Origin of the sequence: Novosphingobium acidiphilum DSM 19966 (assembly GCF_000429005.1) — a bacterium.
GTDB classification, from domain to species: Bacteria; Pseudomonadota; Alphaproteobacteria; order Sphingomonadales; family Sphingomonadaceae; genus Novosphingobium; species Novosphingobium acidiphilum.
In genome coordinates, this window is record NZ_AUBA01000006.1 from 190844 (window position 1) to 210582 (window position 19739).

General features: G+C 64.7%; 17 protein-coding genes and 1 pseudogene. 11 read left to right on the plus strand and 7 right to left on the minus strand.

Translation table 11 applies throughout. The features are described 5' to 3' along the window. Positions 1–150: 150 nt before the first annotated feature. Both qhpR and G404_RS0107530 read left to right on the plus strand, forming a co-directional pair. Positions 151–1215, plus strand: a complete 1065-nt coding sequence (qhpR, locus tag G404_RS0107525) for an AraC-like transcriptional regulator QhpR (RefSeq protein ID WP_028640541.1) — start codon at positions 151–153, stop codon at positions 1213–1215. Beyond that, positions 1215–2057 (plus strand): type 1 glutamine amidotransferase, encoded by an 843-nt coding sequence (locus G404_RS0107530; protein ID WP_028640542.1) that lies wholly within the window; start codon positions 1215–1217, stop codon positions 2055–2057. The genes qhpR and G404_RS0107530 overlap by 1 nt, the downstream gene beginning before the upstream one ends. A 6-nt stretch (positions 2058–2063) precedes the next feature. Here G404_RS0107530 and G404_RS0107535 read toward each other — a convergent pair whose 3' ends face one another. Then, positions 2064–2492, minus strand: coding sequence for a hypothetical protein (locus tag G404_RS0107535; protein WP_028640543.1), 429 nt, complete (start codon positions 2490–2492; stop codon positions 2064–2066). 78 nt (positions 2493–2570) lie between these two features. Beyond that, a complete protein-coding gene (locus G404_RS0107540) occupies positions 2571–3443 on the minus strand; it encodes a 3,4-dihydroxyphenylacetate 2,3-dioxygenase (RefSeq protein ID WP_028640544.1) in 873 nt (290 codons plus the stop codon). Between the two features lie 149 nt (positions 3444–3592). Between G404_RS0107540 and G404_RS0107545 the strand changes: the two genes are divergently transcribed. Genes G404_RS0107545 through G404_RS0107555 form a run of 3 tightly spaced genes read left to right on the plus strand, consistent with a single transcriptional unit; the run spans position 3593 to position 7646 of the window. Next, positions 3593–4858: a cytochrome P450 gene (locus G404_RS0107545; protein ID WP_028640545.1), complete on the plus strand. Its 1266-nt coding sequence runs from the start codon at positions 3593–3595 to the stop codon at positions 4856–4858. 24 nt (positions 4859–4882) lie between these two features. After that, a complete protein-coding gene (locus G404_RS0107550; protein WP_036520712.1) occupies positions 4883–6181 on the plus strand; it encodes a glutamine synthetase family protein in 1299 nt (432 codons plus the stop codon). 10 nt (positions 6182–6191) lie between these two features. Beyond that, entirely contained in the window at positions 6192–7646 is a 1455-nt protein-coding gene (locus tag G404_RS0107555) for an aldehyde dehydrogenase family protein (RefSeq protein ID WP_028640547.1), read from the plus strand. A 50-nt stretch (positions 7647–7696) separates the two neighbouring features. On the opposite strand, the gene htpG is transcribed toward G404_RS0107555, so the two are convergent. Further along, positions 7697–9592: a molecular chaperone HtpG gene (gene htpG / locus G404_RS0107560; RefSeq protein ID WP_036520714.1), complete on the minus strand. Its 1896-nt coding sequence runs from the start codon at positions 9590–9592 to the stop codon at positions 7697–7699. Between the two features lie 160 nt (positions 9593–9752). On the opposite strand from htpG, the gene G404_RS0107565 reads away from it, so the two are divergent. After that, on the plus strand, positions 9753–11312 hold the full coding sequence (locus tag G404_RS0107565) for a hypothetical protein (RefSeq protein WP_051280354.1): 1560 nt from the start codon (positions 9753–9755) through the stop codon (positions 11310–11312). A 5-nt stretch (positions 11313–11317) separates the two neighbouring features. Here the strand turns inward: G404_RS0107565 and G404_RS0107570 are convergent, their stop codons facing one another. Continuing rightward, positions 11318–11641 (minus strand): DUF1244 domain-containing protein, encoded by a 324-nt coding sequence (locus G404_RS0107570; protein WP_028640550.1) that lies wholly within the window; start codon positions 11639–11641, stop codon positions 11318–11320. 146 nt (positions 11642–11787) lie between these two features. Between G404_RS0107570 and pyk the strand changes: the two genes are divergently transcribed. Continuing rightward, the gene (gene pyk / locus G404_RS0107575) at positions 11788–13281 is read left to right on the plus strand and encodes a pyruvate kinase (RefSeq protein WP_156906235.1); all 1494 of its coding nucleotides are present in this window, start codon (positions 11788–11790) and stop codon (positions 13279–13281) included. On the opposite strand, the gene G404_RS0107580 is transcribed toward pyk, so the two are convergent. Beyond that, complete coding sequence (locus G404_RS0107580) at positions 13282–13893, minus strand: LysE family translocator (RefSeq protein WP_028640552.1); 612 nt, start codon at positions 13891–13893, stop codon at positions 13282–13284. Continuing rightward, positions 13890–14576, minus strand: coding sequence for a YggS family pyridoxal phosphate-dependent enzyme (locus G404_RS0107585; protein WP_036520716.1), 687 nt, complete (start codon positions 14574–14576; stop codon positions 13890–13892). The genes G404_RS0107580 and G404_RS0107585 overlap by 4 nt, the downstream gene beginning before the upstream one ends. Positions 14577–14755: 179 nt before the next feature. Here G404_RS0107585 and G404_RS0107590 point away from each other — a divergent pair, with 179 nt between their 5' ends. Together G404_RS0107590 and G404_RS0107595 are read left to right on the plus strand one after the other, a co-directional pair. Next, positions 14756–17152 (plus strand): FtsK/SpoIIIE family DNA translocase, encoded by a 2397-nt coding sequence (locus G404_RS0107590; protein ID WP_028640554.1) that lies wholly within the window; start codon positions 14756–14758, stop codon positions 17150–17152. 168 nt (positions 17153–17320) lie between these two features. Further along, the gene (locus G404_RS0107595; protein WP_156906231.1) at positions 17321–17815 is read left to right on the plus strand and encodes a hypothetical protein; all 495 of its coding nucleotides are present in this window, start codon (positions 17321–17323) and stop codon (positions 17813–17815) included. A 216-nt stretch (positions 17816–18031) separates the two neighbouring features. On the opposite strand, the gene G404_RS0107605 is transcribed toward G404_RS0107595, so the two are convergent. Next, positions 18032–18652, minus strand: a complete 621-nt coding sequence (locus G404_RS0107605; RefSeq protein ID WP_028640556.1) for a response regulator transcription factor — start codon at positions 18650–18652, stop codon at positions 18032–18034. A 372-nt stretch (positions 18653–19024) separates the two neighbouring features. On the opposite strand from G404_RS0107605, the gene G404_RS20730 reads away from it, so the two are divergent. Beyond that, positions 19025–19309 (plus strand): hypothetical protein, encoded by a 285-nt coding sequence (locus tag G404_RS20730; protein ID WP_211230744.1) that lies wholly within the window; start codon positions 19025–19027, stop codon positions 19307–19309. Between the two features lie 266 nt (positions 19310–19575). Then, positions 19576–19739 (plus strand): annotated as a pseudogene (locus G404_RS20330) (IS256 family transposase); the annotation flags it as partial.

Consider the following 19739-nt stretch of genomic DNA (forward strand, 5'->3'; position numbering starts at 1 on the left):
GCTTGTCACAAACGGCCAAGCGGCGGCGCCGCCTTGGTCCATATTGATCAAAAATATCAAAAAATGATCGTATTGATCAATTCGTCCGCAATCTCTTGCGATAGCCTCGGCCCCATAACGCGAAAGACCGCGACTCTGGGGAGAACCGCAATGCTGCATGCCGCCATGGCGCACGAGCGCGCCGTTTTCAGCCGTACCACCACCAGCCGCACAACCGCGAGCCAGGTTCATGCCAGCGCGCTGAACGGGTGGGATGGTCTGGTCGATCCCGCGATCGTGCCCGAAATCCACGCGCTGCGCGATGCGCTGCCGTGCGACATCAGCCGACCGTCGATCCCGCTGGCCGAATTCGTGCGCTTTTCCGAAAGCGTGGTGGCGCGCGCGCGCGATGTGTCGATCCCCTGGGCGGCGGGTATGCAGTTCGATCTGGCGACGCTGGGCGGTGCGCTGGGCGAACCGGTGCTGGGGGCCACGCGGGTGGGATCGGCGTTGCGCCGTCTGGTCGATCTGTTTGTCGTGCTGCAGGATTGCACCGAAATGGCGCTGGACCGCGAAGAGGGCATGGCCAGCGTCAGCTATCGCATTCTCGATCCCGATATCTGGCCGCGCCACCACGATGCAATGTTTACGCTGGGCATCGTCGCGCAGATCCTGCGGCGCGGCACACGCGGCAGCCTCGACAAAGTGGAGTTCGTGTTCGAGGCCGAGGCGCACGAAATGCGCGGGCCGATCGGCAAAGTGCTGAACGCGCCGTGCACATTTGGCGGCGATACCAACCAGATCCGTTTTCCCGCAGCCCTGCTCGATCTGGCGTTGCCGGTCGAACGCGCCACGAACGATCTGAGCGTGGTCAATCGCGCGATTGTCGAACACCGCCGCCGCACCCCGCTTGTCGAGCGGCTGGCGCAAGTGGTGTGGCGCGACATGAACTGCCGCCCGATCGAACAGGACCGCATCGCGCGCGAAATCGGCATGTCGAGCCGCACCATGCGTCGCAAGCTGGCCGACGAAGGCAGCTCGTTCCAGGAAGTGCTCGACGAATGCCGCATGCGCCAGGCCTTGTTCGAATTCCGCACCCGGCCCGACCTGTCGATCGCCGAAATCGCGCTGCGGCTGGGCTATGCCGAACACAGCAATTTCACGCGCGCGTTTCACCGCTGGAGCGGCGTATCGCCACAGGCCTGGCGCGCACGCATGGACAAGACCGCACATTGATGAAACGCCTGTTGCTGCTCGAAGGCAATCCCGCCGATCGCCGCGCTGTGGCGCGCACGCATGGTGTGCGCTGGTCGAGCGAGATCTATGCCCGGGCGATCGCCGCGCACTGCCCCGATCTGGTGCTGGAGGTGGTGTATGGCGCCGATCCGGGCGAAGGGCTGCCGGCCGGACGCGCGTGGACCGACTATGCCGGACTGGTCATCACCGGGTCGGCGCTGCACGCCTATGACCGCGATGCGGCGGTAACCGCGCAGATTGCGCTGATGGTTCAGGCGGCCGACCACGGCCTGCCGATTTTCGGGTCATGCTGGGGGCTGCAGATTGCCGCGGTGGCCGCAGGCGGCACGGTCGCGCGCAGCGCGCGTGGCCGCGAAGTCGGCTTCGCGCGCAAGATCGCGGTTACGCCGGCGGGGCGGGTGCACCCGATGTTTGCGCACAAGGGCCCGGTGTTCGATGCGCCCTGCATCCATTACGACGAAGTCACCGCGTTGCCCGCCGGTGCGATCCTGCTCGCCGGCAATGCGCACAGCGCGGTGCAGGCCGCGGTGATCCCGTTGGGCCGCAGCACGGTGTGGGCGGTGCAGTACCATCCCGAATTCGATCTGGCGCAGATCGCGCAACTGAACCGGCTGGATCAGGACGACATGATTGCCCAAGGGTTCTTTGCCGACCACGCGGCGCTGGCGGCGTACAATGCCATGCTGGAAACGCTGCACGCCGATCGTTCGCGCGCCGATCTGGCATGGCAGCTGGGCATCGATGCCGACCTTCTGGACGATCGTCGCCGCGCGGCGGAAATCATGGCGTGGGTGAACAGCGAAGTGATCGCGCGCGCCTGACCGCCTTTATGGTTTCCCGGAAAATCGGGCTTCGCCGATGTCATCGGCGAAGCGACTTGCAAACCGCCAGACAACCACGGCAAGCAGAATTGTTGCCAGCAGGGCCGCCGCATCCCCGATCAACACCTGGCCGGCAGGCATGGACTGGTGCACGCCAACGGTTACGGCCAGTCCGATCAGAATGACCGTGATCGTTCCGCTCATGCGGGGTGAGGGGGCGGCAACGGCTGACGATATTCCACGCAGCGCATTGGCCAGCTGGCTTATCGCAAGGACGGCCCAGAACAGGCCGTGGTCCAGCGATCTGACCCGGTCGTGGATATCAGGTAGTGACCATTCCAGATAACACAGCATAAGCCAGGCACCGCCCAGCAGCAGCGCCACCACCCGCGCCAATTCCCCGATCTGCTTGCGAATGTCGGGTGTGATGCGCATGGCGGCAGACTATCACGCAGCTGTGTTCCTGCAATCACCCTTTCGATCCGTCCCGCGCGCGGTGAACAATCTCGTGGCTCAGGTCCAGCCGTGTTCCGGCTTGTCGAACCACACATGCACCTGGCTGGTGCCGGTGGCGTTTTCATAGTCCGAGAACTGGCGTCCTTTGGCCTTCCAGTCGCGGCCACCGCAGGCGGCGGCCATCATCAGGTAATGGCCAAAGCGGGCCTCGGGCGCGTGGCGCAGGTAATCGGGCATCGTGTCGATGACGCGGGCGTGGTTGCCTTCGGCAAACCAGCGCAGGCGTTCGTAATCCGCCTCGCGCGCGGCGGGGCTGGAAATGTGGATCGGGTCCGATGCTTCGTGCTGCGCGATCTGGCCCAGGGGCCAGAACCGGTGGCTCATCGATCCGCTGGCGATCAGCACCACGCGCTTGTCGCTTTGCGCGATGGCCTGGCCAATGCCCTGACCGACGCGCAGAAAATCGTCGGGTTCGCCCGAATAGGCATGGCTGACCGACACCCATTCCTCGGGCCCTTGCAGGAATGTCGACAGGTTGACCGTGGGATAGTGGATCGGCAGCCACGGATCATCGATTGCGGTGGTGCGCACGCCACAGGCGCTTGCGTGGTCGGCCATGGCCTGCGCCAGCGCGGGGCTGCCCGGCAGGTCATAACGGATCTGGCGCATGCCGCGCGGCAGTTCGTCGCTGGTGAACAGGCCCGACCGGCGTGCATGCGCGGTTACGCAGAATTCCACAATCGTGAACCAGTGCGTGTCGAACAGCACGATCGTATCGGGCCGCAGCACGTCGATCACTTCGCTTTTCAGGCGGTGCAGGCCGGGGACCAGGCTGATCTCCTTGCCCTCGTTCAAGGCATAGCGATCCTCCTGCGACATCATGATCGTCGGCGCATGCGCGACAATTCCGGCACCGATGATTTCGCCCATGACGTGCGGCCTCCTGCTGGCAAAGGTATGGACCGCTTCCTTAGGCGCGGTTTGCGCGCATCGGAACAGGCGCGGCCACTTCTGTCCGCTTATGCCAAGTGCTGCGGGCCACGTCGGGTCTAGCTGGCAGGCATAACCGGAGTGTGCTGATGTCCTATGCCTTTTCCCGTTCGACCGACGCGCATGTCGACCTGTCGTCGCTCGATGCGTTCAACGAAGGCGCGCCGTTTGCGACCTTTGACCGGATGCGCCGCGAAGCGCCGATGGCGTGGTCCGAAATGGCCAATGGCGATCGCGGGTTCTGGTCGGTCACGCGCCATGCCGATCTGCTGGCGCTGAACCGGCAGGCGGATCTGCTGTCATCGGCGCGCGGCATCCGCATGGAAGACCAGACCGAGGAAGAATACGAGGCGCGCAAGACCTTTCAGGAAACCGATGCGCCGGTGCACCGCGCCTTTCGCGCGCTGGTGTCGAAGGCCTTTGCCAAGCACACCGTGGCCGGGTTCGAAGCGCAGATCCGCGCGATCGTCACCGAACTGCTCGACGTGGCGATGGGCGAAGGCGAATTCGATGCGGTTGACCGCATTGCCCGGCGGCTGCCGATGCAGATGCTGGCGCAGATCATGGGCGTGCCGGTCGCCGATGGGCCGATGCTGGTCGAACTGGGCGACGCGCTGATTTCCAATGCCGACCCCGATTACACCGATTTCGTGATCGACAAGGTCGATACCGATGCCTACCGGCTGCTGCCGTTTCGCAGTCCTGCGGCGGTCAAGCTGTTCGATTATGCCAATGACCTGCTCGACCGCATGGATGCGGGCGAACAGATCGGCGTGCTCAATCTGGTGCGCCAGACCACCAGCCACGGCACGCAGATGTCGCGCGATGAATTCCGCAATTTCTTCTGCCTGCTGGTGGCGGCCGGCAACGACACCACGCGCTATTCGATTTCGGCCACGATCCATGCGCTGGCCAACAATCCGCAGCTGTTGCGGCAGATCCAGGCCGATGACTTTGCCGGGTGGGAGGCCGCGGCCGACGAAATGATCCGCTGGGCATCGCCGACGTCGCATTTCCGCCGCACCGCCACGCGCGATTTCACCTTTCACGACCAGGCCGTCCGCGCGGGCGACAAGGTGGTGCTGTGGTTCATCGCCGGCAATCGCGATGAACAGGCGATGGCCGATCCCTATACGCTGCGGCTTGATCGGCCGCGCAATCCGTTTCTGTCGTTCGGGCAGGGCGGCCCGCACATCTGCCTTGGCATGTGGCTGGCCAAGCTGGAAGTGGCGATCGTGATGCAGGAACTGGCGCGGCGGATCGACACGATCGAGCAGATTGCCGATCACAGCTATCTGCGGTCAAATTTTATTCATGGAATCAAGCATCTGCCGGTCCGCATCAAAGCGCGCTGAAGGAACAATGTTTTGGGGAGCCGCATGACCATTTCGACTTCATCGTTCGAGCGCGCACGACTGCTGTTTGCCGACCAGCTCAATCTGGCGCGGGGCAAATATGTGCCGATGACCGAGGCGGCCAAAGGCCACGCCCGGTTTTGCGTGGGCACATACGCGGTGACGTATGACAAGGCGCTGGTCGCGGCACCCGGCGGGGGCCTGCTTGACGGGCTGCCCGACATGCAGATGCACTTTGACCCCGACGCGCTGCGCCCCGGCTGGGAGGCGGGCACGCAGATTGCGCTGGGCACGATGCACTTCAAGGGCGAACCGTTCGCGCTGTGCGGGCGTGGTGCGCTGATCCGTGCGATCGAGGCCTGGCGCGCGCGCGGGCTTGAGCCGATGATCGGGATCGAGATGGAGGCCTATGTGTTCCAGCGCGATGCCGCGGGCGCCTGGGTGCCCTACGATACGCCCGGCGCATTCGTCTATGGCACCGGGCCGTTTACCGATCCGGCCGGGCTGGTCGATGCGATCTGGCAGGCGGCGCACGCCTGCGGCATCCCGATCGAATCGATGAACGCCGAATACGATGCGCCGCAATTCGAGCTGACACTGCGCTTTGCCGATGCCTTGCGCGCCGCCGATGATGCGTTCCTGTTTCGCCAGATGGCCCGCGAAGTGCTGTTTCAAAAGGGATATCTGCTGTCGTTTCTGCCCAAGCCGTTTGCCGACAAAAGCGGCAGCGGGCTGCATTTCAATATCAGTTTTCGCGACAAGGACGGCACCAACGTATTTGCCGACGATGTCGCATCGGGGGCGCTGTCGGATACCATGCGCGGCGCCATCGCCGGCATGCTGCACCATCACGAGGCGCTGGCCGCAATCCTGGCACCCACCGTCAACAGCTATGCCCGGCTGCAACCGGCCAGTCTGTCGGGCTACTGGGCCAACTGGGGCATCGACCATCGCAGCGTCACGGTGCGCGTCTCGGCCGAAACCGGCCCGGCGGCGCGGATCGAACACCGCATGGCCGATTGCGCGGCCAGCCCATATGTCGCGATCGCCGCGCTGCTGCAGGCCGGATTGATGGGTGTCGAAGCCGGAATGGACCCGGGCGCGCCCGAAACCGATGACGGGCTCGAGACGATCAACACCGAACGCCATACCCCGCACGACCTGGGCGCAGCGCTCGACGCGCTGGAGGCCGACACCGTGCTGACCCACGCGGTGGGTGCCGACCTGATCGCCAACTATATCGCGATCAAGCGCGAAGAACTGCGCATCGTGTCGGCATGCGACGATGCCGGAACCATCGCCTATTACCTGCCCTATATCTGAAAGATCGCCCATGGATACGCGCATCGATATCGCCGGCCATTCGGTCTCTCCCGATCACTATATCGGCGGGCGCAGGGTATCATCGCCCGATACGTTCGAAACGCGCTGCCCGTTCGACTGGTCGTGGAAACTGGCCGATGTGGCGCGTGGCACTGCGGACACCGCGGCGCAGGCGGCTGAGGCGGCAACGCGCGCCTTTCCGGCGTGGGCCGCGCTGAGCGCGGCGCAACGCGGCACTTATCTGCACCGGCTGGCCGATCTGATCGAGGCCAATGTCGAAACGCTGGCGATGATCGAATGCCTCGACATGGGTATGCTGCTGGAAAGCCTGCGGCTGCGCGTGATCGCGCGCGGGGCGGCCAATTTCCGCAATTATGCCGATCTGGCCACCGCGCACCAGGAACGCGTGTGGTCGTCGCGCGGCACCGCCTGCCGGGTGATCCGTCAGCCGGCCGGGCCATCGCTGATCATCACCCCGTGGAACGCGCCGTTCATGCTGGCGACGTGGAAATGCGCGCCCGCGCTGGCGGCGGGCAATACGGTGATCCTGAAACCCGCCGACTGGTCGCCGCTGTCGGCCTCGGTGCTGGCCGACCTGATCGACCAGGCGGGCTTTCCGCCGGGCGTGTTCAATGTGGTGCAGGGTCTTGGCGCAGAGCTTGGCAATGCGCTGACCAGCGATCCCAGGATCAGGCGCATCAGCTTTACCGGCTCGGTGCCCACCGCGCGGATCATCGGCCGGGCGGCGGCAGACACCATCGTGCCGTTTACGGCCGAACTGGGCGGCAAATCGGCACTGCTGGTGTTTGCTGATGCCGATATCGACGCTGCCGCGAAAAAGGCCGCCGGACAATACGATGACAGCGGCCAGGTGTGCATGGCAGGCACGCGGATCCTGGTGCAGGACAGCGTGCGCGACGCATTTCTCGAACGGTTCCACGCCTATGCCGACAGGCATGTGCTGGGCGACAGCCGCGATCCGGCCACGACGATGTCCGCGCTGATCCACCCGCGCCATGTCGAACGCGTGGCAGGGTTCGTATCGCGCGCGCGCGCGGCGGGCGATACAATCGTGCGCGGCGGGCAGGTTTGGAACGGACAGTGGATCGAACCCACGCTGATCGTGCCAAAGGACAACCAGGCCGAGGTGGTCCAGAACGAAGTGTTCGGCCCGGTGCTGACCTTTCAGACGTTTGCCGACGAAGCCGAAGGCGTGGCGCTTGCCAATTCCACCGCGTATGGCCTGTCGGGGATTGTCTATACCGGCAGCCAGGCCCGCGCCGAACGCGTGGGCCGCGCGGTGCGGGGCGGCACGGTCTGGGTCAACACGTTCCTGGTGCGCGATCTGACCGCGCCGTTTGGCGGGATCGGCATATCGGGCATCGGCCGCGAAGGCGGCGACTATGCGCTGGATTTTCATTCAGATCTGAAAACGCTGCAAATTCTCGAAGGCAGCGTCGCCTGACCGGGTGCGGGTACGGGCCCCGATCGTGCGGGGCCCGACCCGGGTAACCGTCAGCCCAGCGCCTTGCCCAGGATACGCGTCAGCCGGTCGGCAAACGCGCGGGCATCATCGGGCAATTCGCCATCGGCGATGCGGGCCTCGTCAAACAGCAGGTGCGCGCCATCATTCTTCAGATCGGCATCGTCGGGCAGGGCCGCCAGGCGCGAGACCAGATCGTGGCGCGGGTTCAGTTCCAGCACCGGCTTGGCGCCCTTGGGCGACTGTCCGTTGGCCGACAGCAGGCGTTCGAGCTGCCGGTCGATGCCGTGTTCGCTGGCCACCAGGCAGGCGGCGCTGGTGGTCAGACGGTCCGACGCGCGCACGTCGGACACCGCATCGCCAAGCCGGTCCTTGACGAACGCGATGAACCCTTCGGCTTCGGGCGCGGCGGGGGCGGGTTGGTTTGATCCATCAAGCGGTTCGATCAGGCCCAGGTCCGCCATGCCTTGCGTGACCGATTTGAACGGCTTGCCGTCGTAATCGATCCCCGATGCCGCCCAGAAGCTGTCGACCGGATCGGTCAGCAACAGCACCTCGATCCCGCGCGCAAAAAACCCTTCGAGCTGCGGGCTGGTGGCCAGCCGTTCGCGATCTGTGCCGGTGGCGTAATAGATCGCGGTCTGGTTGTCGCGCATCGCGCCCACGTATTCCTTCAGGCTGCGCCAGCTGTCGCCGCCCGTGGTGCTGTGAAACCGCGCCAGCCCGAGCAGCGTTTCGCGCCGCCCGAAATCCTCGTAGATCCCTTCTTTCAGCACCGCGCCAAAGGTGTCCCAGAACGCGGCATACGCGTCGGCGTCGTTCGCGGACAGCTTGTCGAGTTCGGACAACACCTTGTTGGTCACGCCCTTGTTGATCGCGGCGAGCAGCGGGCTTTGCTGGATCATCTCGCGGCTCATATTGAGCGGCAGATCGGCCGAATCGACCAGTCCGCGCACAAACCGCAGGTAACGCGGCAGCAGCTCGGCCTCGTCGGTGATGAACACGCGCCGCACATAAAGCTTCATCCGCCCGCTGCGATCGGGGTCGAACAGGTCGAACGGGCGGCTTTCGGGCACGAATGCCAGCACGTTGTATTCGTGCTTGCCCTCGGCGCGGTAATGCAGCGTCAGCGCAGGGGCATCCCACTGGCCCGCCACGCTGCGGTAGAAATCGGCGTACTCGTCGGCGCTGATCTCGGATTTGGGCCGGGTCCACAGCGCGCTGCCGTCGGTCACTTCGGTGGTTTCGGCATCGGGCTTTTCGATCAGCGCGATCGGCATCGGCACATGGCCCGATTGCGCGCGGATCACGCGTTCGACGTGCGCGCGTTCGGTATACTGGGTTGCGTCGCCTTTCAGATGCAGCACCACGCAGGTGCCCTGCGCCGGCGCGTGATCGAGCGGCACCTGTTCGATGCTGTACGTACCCAGCCCGTCGGACGACCAGCGGTGCGCCAGATCGGTGCCCGCCCGGCGCGAGGTGACCTCGACCGTGTCGGCCACCATGAATGCCGAATAGAACCCGACGCCAAACTGGCCGATCAGCTGCGGGCTTTCGCCATCCTTGGCCGCGGTCAGCTTGTCCATGAAGGCGCGCGTGCCCGACCGCGCGATCGTGCCCAGCGCCTCGATCATGTCGGCTTCGGTCATGCCGATGCCGTTGTCGGTCACGGTCAGACGGTGCGCATCGGGATCGAGCGCAATGGTGATACGGCCCGCTTCGCCATTGGCCAGCGCCGGGTCGGCAATGCTGTCATAGCGCAGTTTTTCGCAGGCATCGGCGGCATTGGCGATCAGTTCGCGCAAAAACACATCACGGTCGGAATAGACCGCGTGGACCATCAGATGCAGCAGACGCGCCACATCGGCTTCAAAAACGCGGGTTTCGGGGGCGGTGGTTTCGGTGTCGCGGATTTCAGTATCGCTCATGGCTATCCCGTTAAATTAGGCCTGTTGGACGCAGATGCCCCAGGAGATGGCGCTGCCTGCGCGCGGTTTCAAGCCGTTGTCTGCGCGATGCGCCAACGGCCGGCCGACCTGGCGCCGATCACCGTCGCGGCGGGGATTGTTTGCCCGTCGACGGATCGGTATGCCGATCGCACTGCCAACCAGGGGCAAAGCCATCGTCACCGCCAGACTTTCGAAAATGCCCGCCGTGCAAGGCGCAACGCTGATCGCGATTGCTGTGCTGGCTGTGGGCCTGCGCCTGCGCCACGCGGGCACGTCGATGGCGTTCGACGAAATGGCTTCGCTGTATTTTTCGGGCCAGTCGTGGCGGCACCTGTGGGGCTGGTGGATGCTGCGCGAGACCAACCCGCCGCTGTTCTATTCGCTGCTCAAAGGCTGGCGGATGGTCGTGCCGATGGGGCACTGGGCGATGCGCGCGCTGCCGCTGGGCATCGCATTTGCCACTTTGGCGGTGTTTGGCCGGTTTTTGCGGACGCGGTTGGGCTGGTCGGCGGCTTTGCTGGGGCTGCTGCTTTGCGCGGTGTCGGCATCGGACATCTATCAGGCCGACTATCTGCGCGGCTATGGCCTGGCGCGGCTGGCGGTGCTGATCTCGTTTATCGGGCTGCTCGATGCGCTGGACACGGGGCGCGGCTGGCTGGTCTATATCGCCGGTGCGGTTGTCGCGATCTATTGCCACACCACGATGGTGCTGTGGCCGGTGATCGCGACACTGGCGGCGATCGCCGATGCCGCGGTCCGGCGCGACTGGCGGTGGCGGCAGATCGGCATGCTGCTGGCTGCCGATATCGCCACAGCCGTGCTGTCGGCGTGGGTGCTGATCGTGGCCCTTGCCCAGCTCAAAAGCGCGTCGGCGGCCAATATCACCTGGCTCGAACAGCTTGGGTGGAGCGATTTCGGCGCAACCTGCAAGCTGCAATTGCTGACCGGTGGAACCGCGGGTTCGGTGATGATGGCGGGATACATGCTGATCGGGGCGTGGCGCGGACGCCGCATCCGGGCGGTGCGGCTGGCGGTCGTGATCGTCATCGCCACGCTGGTGCTGTTCAAGGCAACCGATGCGGTGCATCCGATCGTGTCCGACTTTACGCTGCACTGGTGTTTTAGCTTCACCGCGCTGATTGCCGCGGCGTCGCTGGCCGGCGGGCACGGTGTGCGCCATTACGCGATCACTGCACTGACGCTGGCGGGGGTGGCGACGGTCGGATTGGTCGAACTGCTGGTGATCAAACCGGCGTGGGTGCCGCAGGACTGGCGCCAGACGGTGCGCACCGTCGCCGCGCACCCTGGCGCAGCGCTGCTCGCCAGCCATGAATCGATCGGCGTGGTGATCGAACAAAGCTGCCTTGTGGAATTCGGCCAACTGCGCTGCCCGTTTCCGCTGGTCGTGATGGCCGATCCCAAACAGACCGACAATTGGGCGTTTGGCGGATATCGCGGGCATCTGGTGGCACCGGGCCAGGTCCGCGCCGCGCTGGGCCACGCGCACGAGGTCTATGCCTTCAGCCGTTATTATTACACCCCGCTCGAACATCTGGGGTTGCACGCGCGCGACTGGCCGCAGGTGTACTGGGACGATGGCGAACTGATCGGCCCGATCCCGGTGCATGCGTTCGCTGCGCCTGCGCCTTATACGCCGGACCCCGACGCGCAATACACCGGCGCCCCCGACCCTGAGTGAACGCGTCAGGCGTTGCGCGTCATGCTTTGTGCCATGCGGTCCAGCTGTTCGGACGTCGCCTCGGTCTGGTAGCGCGCCTTCCATGCGGCGGCGGGCAATCCGTGGATCGCCTCGCGCGCGGCGGCCTTGTCCAGCGGGGCACCGGCATCGATGATCCAGTCGGCCAGGCAATTGCGGCAAAATCCGGCCAGTCCCATCAGATCGATGTTCTGCGCATCGTGGCGATGGCGCAAATGGCGCACCAGGCGCCGGAATGCCGCGGCGGCGACAGCGTCGGGCAGATTGTCAAGCGGATCCGACGGCGTGATATCGGGGGAATTCGTATCCATGCGAAAGGTCCTGAGGGATTAGGGTCTTGGGTTTTAAGTGCTCATGGGCCATAGCCCCGGCGCAGTCGCATGGCCACTGTCCGCGGGGGCTTGGGCATGCCGGCCGCGCACAAATTTTTTTACACGGCGAGGCATGACACGTGGCAATCATCGATCCGACAGCAAACAGCGGTTCCGGCCAGGCACCGCGCGGGCGCAAGGTCAAGATTCTGGCCACCGTCGGCCCCACCAGCCGTTCGCCCGAAATGCTGGAAAAGCTCTATCGCGCGGGCGTCGATGCGTTTCGCGTCAACATGAGCCACGGCGATCACGCCACCCATGCCGAAACGATTGCCTCGATCCGCGCGCTTGAAGCCCGCATCAACCGGCCGATCACCATCCTGGCCGATTTGCAGGGGCCAAAGCTGCGCGTCGGCACGTTCAAGGGTGACCGCGCGGTGATCCGCCATTCGGGCCACTTCACGCTCGATCGCAATCCGGAGCCGGGCGATGAAACCCGCGTGTGCCTGCCGCATCCCGAACTGTTCGGCATTCTGAAAAAGGGTCAGCGGCTGCTGATCGACGATGGCAAGCTGCGCCTGCGCGTGATCAGCGCCACCGCCGATGAAATCCTGTGTTCGGCCGAAGTCGGCGGCGTGATTTCCAACCGCAAGGGCGTCAATGTGCCCGACGCGGTGGTGCCGGTGCCGGCGTTGACCGACAAGGATCGCCGCGATCTGGCCTTTGCCGTCGAACAGGGGGCCGACTGGATCGCACTGTCGTTCGTGCAGCGACCCGAAGATCTGGCCGAGGCGCGCAAGCTGATCAACGGCCGCACCGCGCTGATGGCCAAGATCGAAAAGCCCGCCGCGATCGGCCGGCTTGATGAAATCATCGAACTGTCCGACGGGATCATGGTCGCACGCGGCGATCTGGGCGTGGAACTGAACCCCGAAGAAGTGCCCCCGCTGCAAAAGCGTATCGTCGCCAGCGCCCGCCGCCAGGGCAAGCCGGTGGTGGTGGCGACCCAGATGCTCGAATCGATGATCGAGGCGCCGACCCCGACGCGTGCCGAAGTGTCGGACGTGGCCAACGCGGTGTACGACGGGGCCGATGCGGTCATGCTGTCGGCCGAAACCGCCTCGGGCGCCTGGCCCGAGGAAGCAGTGACGATCATGAACCGCATCGCGATGCAGGTCGAACGCGATGCCGGATATCAGGCGCGGGTGCATTTTACACAGACCCCGCCCGATCCCACCACCGCCGACGCACTGGCCGGGGCCTGCGCTTCGATCGTGGCGACGTTGCCGATCTCGGGGATCATCGTGTTCACCGGATCGGGTTCGACCGCGCGCCGCGTGGCGCGCGAACGGCCCGGCGTGCCGATGCTGGTGCTGACACCCGAACTGCGCACCGCGCGGCGTGTGGGCCTGTTGTGGGGCGCGCATGCGGTCACCACCAAGGACATCGGCAGCTTTGAAGAAATGATCGCCAAGGGCAAGCGGATGGCATTGCGCCACAGCTTTGGCACGGCAGGGTCAAAGTTGATCGCGCTGGCCGGCGTTCCGTTCGGCACGCCGGGGTCGACCAACCTGCTGCACGTGGTGACGCTGGTTGGTGATGAACTGGTGCGCTACGGCGAAGGCAAGGCGGAAAGCTGATCAGGCTTTGGCAAGCGCCAGCTTCAGCCCGAAACCGATGAACACCGCCCCGCACACCCGGTCGATGATCCGGGTGAACGCGGGGCTGGTGATCAGCGGTGCCAGGCTGCGGGCAAAGCCGATCAGCAGCGCAAACCACACCAGGGTCAGCGCCACCTGCACCCCGGCCAGCATCAGGCCCGCTGCCGGATCGACCTGACCGCGCGGCAGGAACTGCGGCAACAGGGTCAGGTAGAACACCCCGACCTTGGGGTTGAGCAGGTTGGTCAGCAGCCCGCGCCGGAACGCGGTGGCCGATGTCTCGGCCAGGGCCCGGCCCGGGTGATGCGGCCGGACAATCAGCCCCGCGCCCAGCCACGCCAGATAGGCGGCACCGGCCATCCGCAACCAGTCGAATGCGATCGGGCTGGCCACCAGCAGCGCCCCCAGACCCAGCGCCACGGCCAGGCCCCACACCATGCAGCCCAGCGCAATGCCCAGCGCCGCAAGCGCGGCCGGCCGGGCGCCGCCAAGGCCCGCGGTGCGCAGCACCAGCATCGTATCGGTGCCGGGCGTGATCGTCAGCAGCGCGGCCACCGGCACAAAGGCGATCAGCACGGCGCCCGCGATCATTGCGCGCGCGCGCCGAACAATGCGCTGCCCACTCGCACATGCGTGGCGCCCAGCATCACCGCGGTGTCGAAATCGTCGCTCATGCCCATCGACAGGCCCGCCAGGCCATGATCGGCGGCGATCTTGCCCAGCAATGCAAAGAATGGCGCCGGCTCGATCTGCGCAGGGGGCACGCACATCAGCCCGGCAATCGGCAGGTCGGCAGTGCGCGCCTGGTCGAGCAGCGCCGGTACATCGTCAATGGCACAGCCGCCCTTTTGCGCCTCGTTCCCGATGTTCACCTGGACAAACAGCGGCACCCGGCGGCCCACTTTGTCCATCGCGCGGGCAAGCGCGGTCAGCAACGACGGGCGATCGAGCGAATGGATCGCGTCAAACAGGCGGACCGCGTCCTCGGCCTTGTTCGATTGCAGTTGGCCAACCAGGTGCAGGCGAATGTCGGGCTGCGCCGCGACCAGCGCGGGCCATTTGCCTTGCGCCTCCTGCACCCGGTTTTCGCCGAACACGCGCTGCCCCTGATCGATCAGCGGCTGAATCGCATCGGCATCGCGCGTTTTGGAAATTGCAATCAGCGTAACAGCGTCAGGCTGACGTGCGGCCAGCGCGGCCGCGCGGGCGATGCGCGCATGGATCGCGGCAAGCGGGGACAGGTCGATATCGTCGGGATGGGTGGCCTTGGTCATGTCGGCGCCTATAGCGCATCGCGCTGAAAGCATACAGACTCGTATAATTCGTACCCGCCAACGCGGATAAGTCACGAAAACGGCGGAAAACCGCGACTCGTGGAAAAACCTTGGATTCTTGACGATTCCCACCCCTTTGGCGCATGATGCGCGCGGTTTCGAAACGAGGTTTTCTGGTTATGGCATCGCGGGCATTCACTCCGGCGCGTTCGGGCGCCGGGTCCGGGACGGGCGGGCGCAACGGCCGGTCCGACTGGCGCGCGATCCTGCGGCGCAGCCTGCGGCGCAGCGCCGAACTGATCGGCGGCACGCTGGTGTTTTGTGCGATGCTGTTTCTGGCGGTGGCGCTGGCCACGTATACCCAGACCGATCCTTCGGGGTCGACCGCGTCGGGCAGCCCGGTGGAAAACTGGATGGGGCTGGCAGGGGCGTGGAGTGCGGAACGGCTGTTGGTGGTCGCGGGTCTGCCGGGCGGGCTGGTGTTGCCGCTGCTGTTCGTGTTTGCCCGCCGTCTGTGGGATGGCACCGGCGACCTGATCGAGGAAACCGAAGACGATGCCGATCTGCCCGCGTTGGCGGCGTGGTGGCGGCTGAGCCTGATCATGCTGGGCGCAATCACGCTGCTCGATATCGCGCTGGCATCGGGTATTTCGCGCGTATTCGGCGCGCTGCCGGCAGGGATTGGCGGCCTGACCGGATTGCTGGGGGCCGCTGCTCTGCACTGGTGCGCGCATTTTGCCGGAACCGTGCAAGGCTGGGTCATGCTGGGGCTGGCGCTGGTGGCCGGTGCGGGGGGCGTGTTTCTGGCAGGGTATGTCTTTGCGCTGGAAGGGTGGCGGTTCAATCCGCTGGGCTGGCTGCCGCGCCGGGCACAGCCTGACGAGGGCGATGATGCCGCACAGGTTGTGCCCGCGCCGCGCGCCCGGCCCAGCGAAGCCGCGCCAGCGCCGGTTCTGGCCGAAGCGGTTGCCGCGCCGCGCCGCACCACCGAAATTACCGACCCCAGCCGCGCGCCCGCGCCCGTGGCAACGACCAAGGCGCGCCAGGGCGATCTGTTCGACAGCTTCGAATTGCCGCCGATCGACCTGCTTGACGAAGCCCAAGTCAGCACCGCGCCCAAGATCGACAAGCTGGCGCTGGAACGCAACGCGCGCCTGCTGGAAAACGTGCTCGACGATTTCAACGTCAAGGGCGAGATCATGGCCGTGCGCACCGGCCCTGTGGTGACGATGTACGAACTCGAGCCCGCGCCCGGGATCAAGGCCAGCCGGGTGATCGGCCTGGCCGACGATATTGCCCGCAACATGAGCGCGATCTCGGCGCGCGTTTCGGCCATTCCGGGGCGGACGGTCATGGGCATCGAATTGCCCAATGTATCGCGCGAAATGGTCTCGTTCCGCGAACTGGTGGCCTGCGACAAGTTCGTCAACGCCAAAGGGCTGCTGCCGATCATCCTGGGCAAGGACATTACCGGCGAACCGATCGTGGCCGATCTGGCCGCGATGCCGCATCTGCTGGTGGCGGGCACCACCGGGTCGGGCAAGTCGGTCGGGCTGAACTGCATTCTGCTGTCGCTGCTCTATCGGCTGACCCCGCAACAGTGCCGGCTGATCCTGGTCGATCCCAAAGTGCTTGAACTCAAAAGCTATGACGACATTCCCCATCTGCTGTCGCCGGTGGTCACCGAACCGGCCAAGGCGGTGCGCGCGCTGAAATGGGCGGTTGAGGAAATGGAGCGCCGCTATCGCCAGATGAGCTCGATCAGCGTGCGCAACATCAGCGGCTTCAACGAAAAGGTGCGCGCCGCCGCCGCCAAGGGCAAGCCGCTGGGGCGCCGCATCCAGGTCGGGTTCGAACCCGACAGCGGCGAGGAAATCTACGAAGAACAGCAGCTCGATTATCAGGTGCTGCCGCAGATCGTGGTGATCGTCGACGAACTGGCCGACCTGATGGTGACCGTGGGCAAGGAAGTCGAAGTGCTGATCCAGCGGCTGTCGCAGAAAAGCCGCGCGGCAGGCATTCACCTGATCATGGCAACGCAGCGCCCCTCGGTCGACGTGATCACCGGGGTGATCAAGGCCAACCTGCCCACCCGGATCAGTTTTGCGGTGACCAGCCGCATCGATTCGCGCACGATCCTGGGCGAACAGGGCGCCGAACAGCTGCTGGGCAAGGGCGACATGCTGTACAAGCCCAACACCGACCCGATCAAACGCGTGCACGGCCCGTTCGTGTCGGATGAAGAGGTGGAACGCATCGCCGATCACTGGCGCAAGCAGGGCAGCCCCGATTACGTCACATCGGTCACCGAAGAACCCACCGACGGCGGCTTTGGCTTTGACGATCTCGATGCGACCGCGTCGGACAACCCGGACGAACGCAAGTATCGCCAGGTGTGCCAGCTCGTGTTCGAAAGCCAGAAGGCGTCGGCAAGCTGGATCCAGCGGCAGATGGGCGTGGGCTATAACACCGCATCCAAGTGGATCGAACGGATGGAGGCAGACGGCTTTGTCGGCCCGCCCAACCATGTTGGCCGCCGCGAAATCTACCGCGACAAGGACGGCAATCCGCTGTGACGATGGCGATTTACGACTGTCTTGGCAAAGACCGCCATATCAGTCGCTTGCTTTAGCATCTGGCACGCGCCGGCTTAACCTTTGCGTGCGGTTTGCTGCAAATGGCGGGCGTGCGAAGGGGGGCTTAGTGTAACCCCTGATCGCGAGTGTGTCATGGATCGACGGTCATTGTCTGGTTGGTGCCTTGGTTCAGCCGCGATCCATGCGGCGGCGGCCGGGTTAAGCGGATGCATGGGGGGCGGCGCGATACAGCCCGATCGCTCGGTGTTCGGCCTCGATGGCAACTACCAGCGGTTCGAATATGCCATGGATATCGAAGAGGCCTTTGACCGCACGGCCAAGGTCTTTCAGGAGGCGGGCTACCGCCTTGACGTGGCCGACCGCGCGACGGGCGAAATCAGTGGTCAACGCGGCAGGGTCGGTGGCGCGTCCACCGACAAGGGCCTGAAATTCTACGCCCTTATCCTGCCGGCCAGCCAGGGGCGCAGCCAGGTGGCGGTAAAGGTGGTGCAAGTGATCGGGCGCGGATCGGTGATCAATTCCACGCAGACCGAATTGATCCAGAGCGATGGGCAGATGTATCAGTATCTGTTTCGCCGCATCGCCAATGTAACCCTGCACGATGCCAGGCCAACTCCCGAGCTGCCCGCCGCAAAGCCCTGAGGCACAGGCGCAATCGGCAGGATCGGCGTTGCCGGCTTGGTCCAGGTCAGGCGGGCTCGCTGACCAAGGACCACCGTGCCATCGCCGTCTGGACCAGCGGACGATCGCAATGTTGGCACCGGGTGTGCAGCCGGCCCTGTTCATGGCGCGCGCTGCCGATCAGGGGCGTGTGTGCAAACAGGATTCCGCACAGCGCACGTCGTGGGGCAAAGCCCGTCATCCGGCGAGCCGCGTCAAGCCGGAGGCTTCGATCTGCATGCGCACCGCTTCGGCCACATTGCCCGCGCGCAGCTTGTCCATCATCCGCATGCGGTGGATCTCGATCGTGCGTGGGCTAAGCCCGAGGTCGCGCGCCATGCTCTTGTTGCTGGCGCCATCGACCAGCATGCACAGCACTTCGTGTTCGCGCTTTGACAGCTGTTCGATGCGCTGCTTGGCCTCGCGCGCGCGCAGCTGCGTCTGGCGCTGCGGTTCTGCTTCGCGCACCGCATGGTCCAGCACGCCTGTCAGTGTTTCGATCTTTTTCGGGATGGGCACGTAATTGATTGCGCCCGACTTGATCGCGGACACCACGTCGCCGGTTTGGGGTGTTTCGGCCATGGCGATGACCGGCCACCACAGGCTGTTGCGCGCCATGGCGGACATCAGGGTGTCGATGCGTTCGCCCTTGGGATCGTCATTGGCCAGCACCACGCCCTCGGGCGGGGCGCTGGCCATCAGTTCACCGCTGTCGGCATAAATTTCGGCATGATGGCCCGCGGCCATGGTCATGCGTGCCAGAAATGCCCGGCGCGTGGAATCGGGATCGACAATGTGAACCGTTAAACGTTCAACCATGATGCAATTCAACACTTTCCCCGGGCATCCGATTTCCGCCGTACCGGGCACAACCGTCGCGATGACGGTTTGCCGGGGGCCTGAAATCATCTGTCTTTACCGGGCACCCTGATCGCGGTTCACATGACGCGGGTGCCTTCCGGCCGGGCTATCGCCGGATTTCGGTAAGGGTGCTGGTACCGCAAGGGTTAATCATGCGGCGTGCCTGCGCAGGCTGGGATGCGCAGGCAAGTCTCTGAATTATGGTTTTTTGATCGCCATAAGGGGCGCGCAATTCAGCACTTGTTAACGATGACTGTACTGATCTGGTTTTAGGGTTGGTGCCGCGAAAACCGGGCTTGGCGCACTTTGGGCAGCGCCATGCATGCCTGGATGGCTGTCCGTGGGCGATTGATTCGCCGCGATGGTGGCGCGCGGTCTGGCGGCGTTGCGTCAGGCAAGCGCGCTGCGCGTCAACAATTTCCAGCGGCCGCCCTGCCGTTTCACGATACGGTGGCCGCACAGCCCGCAGCGACCTTCGAAGGATTTGCCCAGAAACACCACGCTGAATTCGCGCGGCCGATGAAAATGCGGCACAATGCGAAATACAGGATTGTAAACTTCGCGAAGCCGCATGATTTAACCAATGCCCCTTTGAAACAGACACGTATAACTTAAGTTAAATAGTGCGTGATTTCAAGGATTCGGCTGATCGCCTCCGGCGTTAACGACATACCTGTGCAGGCGTCGGGCGCGCGATATTCAAAGCGCGCAGATGCGCACATTTTGGTCGCGTCCCGGTACGTGGTGTAGGTTGTGAGGGTAGCGCTGCTGGCCGGACGCGCGCTTTCGATATTGCGCTGTAGCGTCCGGCCAGCAGCGCGGGTGGTCACCGTGATTTTCGGATAGGTTTGGGTTGCGAAGCTCTAACCTGGAGAACCACGATGACCGATTCCCTGATGCACTTGCGCGCGCTTGTCGAGAAGGCCCCCGACGCGGATATTTTGCGCGACATGATCTCGTTTGCCGCCGGTCGGCTGATGGAGATGGAGGTTGGCGGGCTGACAGGCGCTGGTCACGGTGAGAAGTCCGCCGACCGGCTTGTCCA